Genomic DNA, 11247 nt, shown 5'->3' with positions numbered 1-11247 from the left:
CATTATTAAGTAAAAAACTAAGAGGGGAGTGAATAAATGAGTACTTTGGTAATATCCTATGATGATCTAAATGATGCTTCACATAATGCAAAGAATCTAGCAGAAAAACTAGGAGACTATGCGAATGAGCTAGAACATAAGGTGTGCCGAAAAATCAATGAGTACAGTGGGGAGAGAACACAGAATCTCTATGATGCAGATGGCTTTATGCGAAAAAAGTTAGAGAAACTACAACAGAAGAAAATCGATTTTACCACGTTATCAAGTAATATAAAAACATTTGAGTCAAACTGTAAAACAGCAGATAACAATGTCGCCAGATCCATTAAGACCATAACCGGAGATTTTAAGAAGGCATATAAGATAAAGGAGAACGTAATTACGAACTTCTTTAACTACATCGGAGTAGCGATTGGAAATGCCTCAGCAATCGGAAGAGCAATCAAAGATTGTATAGGTGGAATTCAAGATGTAATAAAATCAGCAGGAGAAGCAATCTCAGACTGGTATAAGTACGATGGAGGAAAATATCTAATCGAAGGAGCAATCGAAGGGATAGGAGCAGCATTACTTGGAGCCGTCACAGCAATCGCAGCAGTAGCAGCATTGGCAGCTGCAAGTACAGTAGGAGCAGTTATTGTAGGAGTAGCTGCCGTGGTAGTAGCAGTCGCGACAGTTGCGAATGGAATCAGCGCAGTATATAATGATAGTAAAGCGTATCAAGTGGCGAAAAATGGAGATGCAGCCACCGCAGTACGATATGCAGGACGAGATACATTAGCGGACACCTTAAGACATGAAAGTGATAGTAAACTAGTACATATCTTAGCAGGAGGATTAGAAATAGTAGAGTTAGCAGCATCGGTGGTACTGATTGTAGATGCAGGGATTAACATAGCTAAGGGAGCTAAAAACTTTGTTGGGAAGATATTGAATAAGGGGGGAGGTAACTCTGTACTAGAGAATGCAAATTATGCTCAAAAGACATATAGTAACACTTTTAGTGCAGAAGGAAGAAAAAAATACACAAATTTAGCTGGAGAGCCTATAAATACAATTGATGATTTAGTTAGTGCTATAAATAAAGGAAAAGTTAAAGTAGCAGATTTACCTGTTGAATATATCGTAAGAGATGGAAATGTTTTAATATTAAATACAAGAACTTCTCAAGCGTTAACACAAGCAGGTATACCTAGAAGTCAGTGGAATGTAATAAATAGAACAGGGGATTCTTTATTTGAAGAATTGCTTACAGGACAACTTACAAGAAATAAACTTAATTCAGAAGGAATATCAAATGTTAGACCAAGCGGAGGTAAATGATGAAGAATGAAATAAGGTATGAATTGCCTATGTTTTCATCAAATTTAATAAAAGAACCTTATATTAGATTTGAAAACATGGATATAAAGATTGATATTGAGGGATATGATGATGAGGATAATTTGAATAAAATTACAATTGCGATAAGTTCCGTATTGTGTTTTAAGCAAACATCTGCTAGATTTACACCGAGACTATACGATTCATATGACAGAATTGTCGAATTAATTGATTCTGAGTGGTTAAAAGAATTAAAACAGATAAATGAAGGAGACTTTAACTATTGGAAGCCTAAACATTACATTTTATATCTAGATGGGATTGGTATGTATCAGTTTATTGGACAGAGATTTGAGGTAGTTAATAATGGATGATTTAAAGCAATTGAGTAAAGAGATATCATATGCTCTTAGACATGCTCCTTGGGAGTATGAGTTGGAGTTAGATGATAACGGGTGGGTATGTGTAGAACAATTATTGATTGCTTTAAAAGAAAATAGTAAATGGGAAAGTGTAACAATCGGAGATTTAGAGGATATAGTTGAGAATTCTGATAAGAAGAGACATGAATTAGTTGATGGAAAAATTAGAGCTTTATATGGTCATTCTGTACCAGAGAAAATAGTAAAAGAAAGTGCAGAACCACCAGTAATTTTATTTCATGGAACTGCAAGACGTTTTTTAGAATCAATAGGGGATAAAGGGCTATTGCCCAAGGGAAGGCAATATGTGCATTTATCGAATGATATCGAAACTGCACTTCAAGTTGGTAAAAGACATGATAATAAGCCAGTTATTCTTGAAATTGATGCTAAAAAAGCTTGGGATGAAGGCGTTAAATTTTATTTAGGTAATGATAAAGTATGGTTAGCGGACAATATACCAAGCAAATATATCAAAATCACTTTATAATTAGACTTCATTAATCATATAAAAAAGTGATTCGTATAAGTTATTAAATACAAAAAAATGCATAAATAATTAAATGAATCATAGTAATAATACAGTAAAAAATGAAATGAATCAGCTGAAATTAAGTAAGCTGATTCATTATTTTTAGTAGATAATATGCTATAACCACAATCGAATTGCAGAACATTATGGAATTACATATCAGTTTGCACTTCCCTATATTGAAAAAGAAGAATGGTATAGAACAATAGATGACATAGGACTATTTGTTGTATTCCAAGGATATCCATATGGCTTAAATACAGGAGATGTATTTAACCAATATTCATATGCAGGAGCAAGAATTCGAAAGACAAGATGTTATTATATTACAAAAGAGGCTGATGGAAAGCGTTATTATCATAAAGCCACTTGCAGTAAAGTAACAAATAAAGATTACCCATATTACAATAAAAAGGATTGTGCATTAGAAGGAGCATACCCATGCCCAGAATGCAATCCGTAAAAGACAGAACTAGGAGGATTATGTTATGAAAAAGATAAAAAAGATGCTGTTAATACTATTAAGTATAGTTCTAGTCATAGAATTAACATTACCAGCCAATACAAGTGAGGCAAAGAATAAAAATATTACAATAGAAGAATATATTCAAAAGTTGGTTGTAGCTACTAAGATAAAGGTAGATAATACGGTAGAAAACCCTTACCTATCAGCAGCAATCGCAGAAGGATTGGTAAAAGATGGGGAATATAAAAATTATAGTGTTAATATCAAAAGAGAAGATGCAGCGCTATTAACCAACCGAGCAGATGAAATATTGCATGGTAAAACTTATAATGAAGACCTTTATCATCAGGTAAAGAATAAAAAGAGAATTAAAGACTTAAATAAGTTAAGTGCAAGTAAAAGAGATGCGGTAATTAAAGTATTTGAAAAAGGAATTATCGTAGGGGATTATGATGGTATATTTACTCACGATCGAACTTTTCGAGGAAAAGATAACCTGAATTCAAGTGAAGCTAGTACGATCTTAGTTAGGCTTAAGAATAAAAAGAAAAGAAGAAAAATAAGTCCAGATGGGCAAGTCATAAGAACAACCAATCTACCTAAGAATTATAAGAATTATGAGTATATATTAGCATCTTTTCCTAATTCATTTTATGAGATGAAGATGGATTGGCAGCTAGGATCATACTTTAACGATAATGGAAGAAAAAGAAAACCAGTAGAATACAAAGATTATGTACGTCCAGTTAATATTAAAAAGAAAAAATTCATTACTGGGGCAAATGATGATAAGTATAATATGGAAGACATACTAAATGCTTATCTTGATCAATGGGTAAACAAAGTAAAAACTAACTTAGAAACTAGATTGAATGTTGATTATAGAACGGTAGGAACTAAGTGGATTAATAAATTACGAGGTACATACTATATATTTGATTTTGGAGATTCTGATGATGCTTTTCAAAACAAAAGAAGGACAGATGATATTAAAGAGTATGTAAAAGTGATGAAGAAAAATAAGGTGATAATTAAATCATCAATAGTATCAGTAGAACCATCTACTTTATATGATGCAGGTGGTTATTTTATAAGGGCATGTATCCGATTTAAGGTTGTATCTGCAAAAAATATGAGCAATAAAGCAAATTTGATATTTGGAGATAATTATATAAAAAATCTTAAAAAAGGAAAATGGAAAACGATGTATGTTGATATTGGAATAGGAACACAAAATGGTAGTAGTTTAGGTGAAGATTATGCAGTATATGAAGACGATATTATGACTCGTTAAGAGGTAAAAATGAAAATTAAAGAACATAAAGTGCTATTTATTTTTATAAATCTATTGATCCTGGTACTATTATGTAGTACTTCCAAAAGTTTAAAAGCTGCCACTCAAGATGCTAAAACTCAAGATGGAGAAATAATATTTGTTACGAAAGATACCAAGGCAACTAGTAGTATTACGTGGAGTACGGTAGGATTTACGATATGTAGAAGTGAATGTCTACCGAATGGTGGTTATCCAACTAAGTTAAAACATGCAACTATATATCTTAAAGATAATTGGAAACATGAGAAAGATAATCATAACGGAACTTATACGGTCAGATTTAATATACCTAAAGAAGAAGTAAACAAGGCATTAGTACATTTAAAATATGCGAAAATACAAGATAATGATATTATCTACTTGAATGGAATCTTTCAAGTCTGGCACAATGGAAAGAAGCATGATGGAAAAATATACAATCTACCTACTATTCAAAAAGCTGAGTCTTGGAGAAATCCAAAAGATTTTAAAGATCATTTTGATATAAAAGTTCAATACCATTCTTCTGGTGCGCAACCAGTAACAGTTCGATATATTACTCAAGCCAATAAAGTAATTAGTGAAGAAAAACTAGCCCCTGTAAAGCTTGGGAAGATGGTTAATGTAACATTAGACAAAGAAAAGAACTATGGAGGTCAGACATTAGCACTAGCTCAAAGTACCATATATTATATGGCAAATCAGAAAAAAGTAAAAGATCATCCTACTACAAAAGTAACGAGTGTGAATGCCAAGAATTATAATGATCAAGTAAAAGAAGTGTATAAGAGAAGTTATCAGCAAGCACCAGGAGGGTTACTAATTGTAGCTCTTATGAGACCTAAAAAACCTAAAGGGAATAGAGATTCCGAAGTTTTAAAAGTACCACTCGAAGAACCCACACCTCATGGAGTTATTGCCGCCGATGAACGTGACGACGAACAATTTAATGTAGAAGAAGGAATTCCAACAACAGAGAAGCTGTATACGAATGTATTTTCTAATAATTATCTACTAGGATATACGTTTACAAGAAAGCACGGTACGAAGGTATATACAGTTAATGCAACAAGGACTTACCATCTGAAATGGACAGAAACAGACCCAAAAACAAAGAAAAAAGTCACAAAAAATAAATCAGTATCAGTTCCTCAAGAGGTATATATTAAAAGAGATTTTTCCTATTGGGAAATTTCAAAGATTGAATATTATAAGATCGATCATGCAGCTGTAAAGAATTATGCTTTGCCAGGAGGTGTATCCAAACTTACACCAGTAGGATATACGGTTCCTAAACTTATTTATACCAATAGAGTAGGCGATAAAGACCATATGATTGAGCCAAATTTAATCATTCAACCTCTGCCAGCAAAGAGTTTAAATCTGAAAGAAGCTCCTGTGGAAGATTATACAAAAGAAGTAAATGCTATTATTAAGCAAATCAAAGTCCGAAATGATAAATTAGAGTTTGATGGAACTCAGATTATGGATGATAAGTATGTCGAGAAAAAGACAAAGGATCCAGAAGATATTGATGTAAGTTATGATGAAACAGGAGATGATGTGTTATATCGTCCTGGACAAGCAATTGATGCAACTAAGGCAAATGGAATCTATGAAAGTACGGGAACTGTTAACTATAAAGTGGTAAAGCAATTAAATGGTGATCATGGAAATACATTAAGTTATCCAGTCAGTGACCTAACCAAAGTCGTGATCCACACACCAACCGTATGTGATGCATTCATCTCTAATAAGGCATCCGCAGATCAGATGATCACACCCGATGTATCCTTGTCACCATTGGTATTAGATACGCCATTTACGATTCAGCTTCCAACAGAAGGGGAGCATCTTGATATCGATGGTTATGGGTATCAAGATTATGCCAAGTACATAAAAAGTAGAGAAGTAAAGTTCCCCTTTGATGTATATGAAGGAAGTACTTATATCAGGGCAGGAACATGGGTAACACTAACCCAAGATGAGACCTCCTTCTATCTTCCTATCTGGGTGGATGAAGGAAAATATAACATTGATTTTCGAAGTATCAGTATCAATGCAGAAACAAATGGTGGAATAGATAAGACCCAAGAATTAGCCAATTTAGAGCGAAATAACTACGTGGCGACAGATCAGCTCAGCGTGGAAGTATCAGGAAGAGTCTATGGATTAAAACTATTCGATATCTCGGATTATCCAATCTGGGAGAATGTATTCCGACAAGAGAATTCCTTAAGGCTATCCGGATTTAACTATACAGTTGGAACGAATGATCAGAATGGAGTAGATACGGGACGTAATCCAAAGTATACCTTCACCTTATTAAATGGAAGTCATCCAGGGTATTCTAATATTGGAGCGATTAAGACAGGTTATGTTACAAGATTCCAGTTAACCACCATAGGAAATATGTATTCCAATCAAGATTTCGTTCATATAAAACCAACCTTTTACTATGTAGATTCTAAAGGCGGAAATAGACAACCCGTGGATCTTTATTATAGCGAAACCTTCCGAGGACAAAAACAAATCCTTGTAAAGGTAGGAAGCTTTATGGATCAGTTCAATACCAAAGCGTATCGACTAGGAGACCCATATTTTGGTGTGCCAGATACGGAACTGAATACGAAAGCCATGGTAACTGGAAGAAATAGAAATGAGATTCGAGGAAATAAGAAGAATCTATTCTCCTATAGTAATGTCTTGATTCAAGAGAATCTAAGAACCTATATCGGAACGAATTATACGCCGACGGGAACCGTGCCATACGGAGTAGATCCAGATAAGGTAACGAAGTCGATGCAAAAATGGTATGGAGAATATTATCTACCAAGTGAGATCCATGTCGTACCCCAAGGGTATGATGTGATAGGATATGCGAAGAACCATTATGGAATAGACTATAAAGAAGACTTTTGGTTAAAGAATGGATATATTGTAGTAAATTTTGATATAGAAACGCTTCAAAATGGAAATCCACATCTGAGTTATCTTAATCTAGAGAATGCGAAAAATGGATATTGTAATATGTGGAGAACCGAAGGATATCAATATGAGAAGAAGGACTATAAAGGAAATACCTTTGAATTCCAGGATGGGGACTATATCCTGTATTTCACTAATAAATCAGCAGCAGGTGATTATAAAAGCGGTGGAACACATTAATTAATGAGTTAACCATAAGCTAATCCAGAAATAAGAAGAATAATATACAAAAGATAACAAATACAAAAGATAGCAAATACAAAAGTTAACATACATGATATAAAAGACATTATTAGATAAAAAAACTAAGAGGGGAGTGAATAAATGGGTACTTTAGTAATATCCTATGAAGATCTAAATGATGCGTCGCATCAAGCAAGAAACATAGCAGAAAAACTAGGAGACTATGCGAATGAACTAGAGCATAAGGTGTGTCGAAAAATCAATGAGTATAGCGGAGAGAGAACACAGAATATTTATGATGCAGATGGCTTCATGAGGAAAAAGTTAGAGAAATTACAACAGAAGAAAATCGATTTTACCACGTTATCGAGTAATATAAAAACATTTGAGTCAAACTGTAAAACAGCAGATAACAATGTCGCCAGATCCATTAAGACCATAACCGGAGATTTTAAGAAGGCATATAAGATAAAGGAGAACGTAATTACGAACTTCTTTAACTACATCGGAGTAGCGATTGGAAATGCGACAGCAATCGGAAGAGCAATCAAAGATTGTATTGGTGGAATTCAAGATGTGATAAAATCAGCAGGTGAAGCAATATCAGACTGGTATAAGTACGATGGAGGAAAATACCTAGTCGAAGGAGCAATCGAAGGGATAGGAGCAGCATTACTTGGAGCCGTTACAGCAATCGCAGCAGTAGCAGCATTTGCAGCGGCAAGTACAGTAGGAGCAGTGATTGTAGGAGTAGCTGCCGTGGTAGTGGCTGTCGCGACAGTTGCGAATGGAATCAGTGCAGTATATAATGATAGTAAAGCATATCAAGTGGCGAAAAATGGAGATGCAGCAACTGCGGTACGATATGCAGGAAGAGATACCTTAGCGGATACCTTAAGACATGAAAGTGATAGTAAGTTAGTACATATCTTAGCAACAGGCTTAGAAATGGTAGAATTAGCAGCATCGGTTGTACTGGTTGTAGATGCAGGAATTAACATAGCTAAGGGAGCTAAGAATCTTGTTGGGAAGATATTAAATAAGGGGGGGAGTAGTGCTGTTGAGGGTGTTGGTAATTCTTTTATAATAACAGATGAAATTAAGGAAGCATTAACAACAGGAGAGGATAAAGCCTATTTTTGGTCTGGATTAGGTATAGATGGAGCAAATATTGCTAAGGATACGGCAATAAAAAAAGGATGTACAACACTGGAAAATCAAATAGAATTGAATAATATCAAAATGCCTGAATGGAGTTTCTTGGACAAAAATGCCCAGCAAGCATGGAGAGATGTATCAGATTGCTATGCACAAAATTGTTCTGGAAATATAAATGTTGTATTAGGAGATACAGTTGGTGCAAATAGTGTATTTGTTTCAACAGAACTTGATACATTAAAAGCAAATGTAAATGTAAAATCAATAACAGCTATCAATCCATTTACAAATGAAATAACTCTTATATATGATAGATTAAATCCAGAGAATAATGCTACTATTATTAAATATATAGGTGAAGATGGTGCAGAACTTGTAAAATTCGGAGGAAATTAGTATATGAACATTTTAGATATTAAAGGAACAAGTAGTGAAATTAAGTTTATATTGGATAATAATATTATTGTACTAGCAGATGGTGAATTACAAAATAATGGATTTTTTGCTTATAAAAGCAGTATGAAATTACAAGGGACTAGAGGTGAAAGAGTAATGAGTACACAAGAAAGAGAAGATTTTATTAAGCATGTGAAAGATTTTTTGAGTGATAAAGATTTTACAGTTAATTTTTTTGATTAGTTCTATGAAAGATTGTAGGTAGTTAGAATGTATAAGTTGGATAATTTACAAAAGTAATAGTTAATAATTTAAATTATGGTTATACTTAGGACATCCTACCACCTAAATCCTAACCTCTAATTCAATATCATGGATTTTACGAAGTAATGTAACCTAGGATTTAATTAAGAGACTTAAGTAAAAAAATTTACCTTCAGTATACAAATAAATTTTTAATGTGTGCTTCTAACAGGTATTTATCAAAAATTTTAGAAAATGATGCTAAAATAAAGATTATAGAGGGGATTGATAGGATAAAGGTTGGATATCTTGATAACTATGAGTATCTAAAATATTCGTAGATTTGGTAGAGGAGAAACAGATATTCTTTATTTTTTATTAAAGATAATGAGTTGAGAGTATATCCGTTTAACAATTTTATTTAGCTAATAAAATGTGATATAGTAATTTAAGAATTGATAGGCAGGTGATTGATTGTATAAGTCTATTACCTGTCTTTTTTATGCCTTAAATTATTATCCAAAATTTTAATAAAAATCTTGTGTATTCAACACCAGCTGGGACTCTATACCACAATCGAATTGCAGAACATTATGGAATTACATATCAGTTTGCACTTCCCTATATTGAAAAGGAAGAATGGTATAGAACAATAGATGACATAGGTTTATTTGTCGTATTCCAAGGGTATCCATATGGTTTAAATACTGGAGATGTATTTAACCAATATTCATATGCAGGAGCAAGAATTCGAAAGACAAGATGTTATTATATTACAAAAGAGGCTGATGGAAAGCGTTATTATCATAAAGCCACTTGCAGTAAAGTAACCAATAAAGATTACCCATATTACAATAAAAAGGATTGTGCACTAGAAGGAGCATACCCATGCCCAGAATGCAATCCGTAAAAGACAGAACTAGGAGGATTATGTTATGAAAAAGATAAAAAAGATGCTGTTAATACTATTAAGTATAGTTCTAGTCATTGAATTGGCAATGCCAACAATGAAGAGTGAGGCAAAGAATAAAAATATTACAATAGAAGAATATATTCAAAAGTTGGTCGTAGCTACTAAGATAAAGGTAGATAATACGGTAGAAAACCCTTATCTATCCGCAGCTATTGCAGAAGGATTGGTAAAAGATGGAGAATATAAAAATTATAGTGTAAATATCAAAAGAGAAGATGCAGCGCTATTAACCAACCGAGCAGATGAAATATTACATGGTAAAACTTATAATGAAGACCTTTATCATCAGGTAAAGAATAAAAAGAGAATTAAAGATCTAAATAAAGTAAGTGCAAGTAAAAGAGATGCGGTAATTAAAGTATTTGAAAAGGGAATTATCGTAGGGGATTATGATGGTATATTTACTCACGATCGTACTTTTCGAGGAAAAGATAATCTGAATTCAAGCGAAGCAAGTACAATCTTAGTAAGACTTACAAATAAAAAGAAGAGAAGAAAAATAAGTCCCGATGGACAAGTCATACGAACAACCAATCTACCTAAGAATTATAAAAGTTATGAGTATATATTAGCTGCATTTCCTAATTCATTTTATGAAATGAAAACAAGTTGGCAAGTAGCAACATATTATGGTAAAGATGGAAAGAAAACAAAGCCTGTGGAGTATGAGGATTATATACGTCCTGTTAATATGAAAAAGAAGCCATTCATTACCGGAGGTGGAGATAAATATAACATGCAGGAAGTCTTAAATGCATATCTAGATAAATGGGCTAATACAGTCAAAACCAATCTTGAGGCTAGGTTAAATGTTGATTACCGAACAGTAGGAGCAAAGTGGATCAATAAATTACGAAGCACTTACTATGTATATAATTGGGGTGATTCTGATGATGCTTTCCAAAATAAAAGAATGACAGATGATATTAAAGAGTATGTAAAAGTAATGAAGAAAAATAAAGTGATTATTAAGTCGTCTTTAGTGTCAGTGGAACCATCTACTTTATATTTCTCTCATGGATATTGCTTACGGACATGTATTCAATTCAAAGTGGTTTCTGCAAAAAGTTTAAAAAAGCAATCGGATGTAATTTTTGGTGATAGTATTTATATAAAAAATTTAAAAAAAGGGAAATTGATAAGAATGTATGTTGATATTGTGTTGGGTACTGCAGATGGTGGCAGTATTGGGGAGGATTATGCAGTATTTACAGACAATATAGTTTCAAGATAAGAGGCTATTATGAA

The 11247-nt window shown here is 33.2% G+C and carries 9 protein-coding genes; all 9 read left to right on the top strand.

What is annotated here, in order from left to right; genetic code table 11:
• Positions 1 to 36: 36 nt before the first annotated feature.
• Positions 37 to 1323 (top strand): hypothetical protein, encoded by a 1287-nt coding sequence (locus bsdtb5_RS18490; RefSeq protein WP_271713442.1) that lies wholly within the window; start codon positions 37 to 39, stop codon positions 1321 to 1323.
• Positions 1323 to 1697: a hypothetical protein gene (locus tag bsdtb5_RS18485; RefSeq protein ID WP_271713441.1), complete on the top strand. Its 375-nt coding sequence runs from the start codon at positions 1323 to 1325 to the stop codon at positions 1695 to 1697. The genes bsdtb5_RS18490 and bsdtb5_RS18485 overlap by 1 nt, the downstream gene beginning before the upstream one ends.
• The gene (locus bsdtb5_RS18480) at positions 1690 to 2235 is read left to right on the top strand and encodes an RNA 2'-phosphotransferase (RefSeq protein ID WP_271713440.1); all 546 of its coding nucleotides are present in this window, start codon (positions 1690 to 1692) and stop codon (positions 2233 to 2235) included. Before bsdtb5_RS18485 ends, bsdtb5_RS18480 begins: the two co-directional genes overlap by 8 nt.
• A 530-nt stretch (positions 2236 to 2765) precedes the next feature.
• Positions 2766 to 4037, top strand: coding sequence for a hypothetical protein (locus bsdtb5_RS18475; RefSeq protein WP_271713439.1), 1272 nt, complete (start codon positions 2766 to 2768; stop codon positions 4035 to 4037).
• 9 nt (positions 4038 to 4046) lie between these two features.
• Positions 4047 to 7226 (top strand): DUF5704 domain-containing protein, encoded by a 3180-nt coding sequence (locus bsdtb5_RS18470; RefSeq protein ID WP_271713438.1) that lies wholly within the window; start codon positions 4047 to 4049, stop codon positions 7224 to 7226.
• Positions 7227 to 7370: 144 nt separating this feature from the next.
• On the top strand, positions 7371 to 8783 hold the full coding sequence (locus bsdtb5_RS18465; protein ID WP_271713437.1) for a hypothetical protein: 1413 nt from the start codon (positions 7371 to 7373) through the stop codon (positions 8781 to 8783).
• Between the two features lie 3 nt (positions 8784 to 8786).
• Positions 8787 to 9026: a hypothetical protein gene (locus bsdtb5_RS18460; RefSeq protein WP_271713436.1), complete on the top strand. Its 240-nt coding sequence runs from the start codon at positions 8787 to 8789 to the stop codon at positions 9024 to 9026.
• A 541-nt stretch (positions 9027 to 9567) separates the two neighbouring features.
• A complete protein-coding gene (locus bsdtb5_RS18455) occupies positions 9568 to 9936 on the top strand; it encodes a hypothetical protein (RefSeq protein ID WP_271713435.1) in 369 nt (122 codons plus the stop codon).
• A 25-nt stretch (positions 9937 to 9961) separates the two neighbouring features.
• Positions 9962 to 11233: a hypothetical protein gene (locus bsdtb5_RS18450; RefSeq protein ID WP_271713434.1), complete on the top strand. Its 1272-nt coding sequence runs from the start codon at positions 9962 to 9964 to the stop codon at positions 11231 to 11233.
• The last annotated feature ends 14 nt before the right edge of the window (positions 11234 to 11247 follow it).

Source organism: Anaeromicropila herbilytica (genome assembly GCF_016591975.1).
Classification (GTDB): Bacteria; Bacillota; Clostridia; order Lachnospirales; family Lachnospiraceae; genus Anaeromicropila; species Anaeromicropila herbilytica.
This window is presented reverse-complemented; position numbering and strand designations above follow the sequence as displayed.

Bases quoted from the DNA above. Each gene is read 5' to 3' on its own strand.
- bsdtb5_RS18465 (WP_271713437.1), top strand. From the start codon at position 7,371: ATGGGTACTTTAGTAATATCCTATGAAGATCTAAATGATGCGTCGCAT.
- bsdtb5_RS18480 (WP_271713440.1), top strand. From the start codon at position 1,690: ATGGATGATTTAAAGCAATTGAGTAAAGAGATATCATATGCTCTTAGA.
- bsdtb5_RS18450 (WP_271713434.1), top strand. From the start codon at position 9,962: ATGAAAAAGATAAAAAAGATGCTGTTAATACTATTAAGTATAGTTCTA.
- bsdtb5_RS18485 (WP_271713441.1), top strand. From the start codon at position 1,323: ATGAAGAATGAAATAAGGTATGAATTGCCTATGTTTTCATCAAATTTA.
- bsdtb5_RS18490 (WP_271713442.1), top strand. From the start codon at position 37: ATGAGTACTTTGGTAATATCCTATGATGATCTAAATGATGCTTCACAT.
- bsdtb5_RS18470 (WP_271713438.1), top strand. From the start codon at position 4,047: ATGAAAATTAAAGAACATAAAGTGCTATTTATTTTTATAAATCTATTG.
- bsdtb5_RS18475 (WP_271713439.1), top strand. From the start codon at position 2,766: ATGAAAAAGATAAAAAAGATGCTGTTAATACTATTAAGTATAGTTCTA.
- bsdtb5_RS18460 (WP_271713436.1), top strand. From the start codon at position 8,787: ATGAACATTTTAGATATTAAAGGAACAAGTAGTGAAATTAAGTTTATA.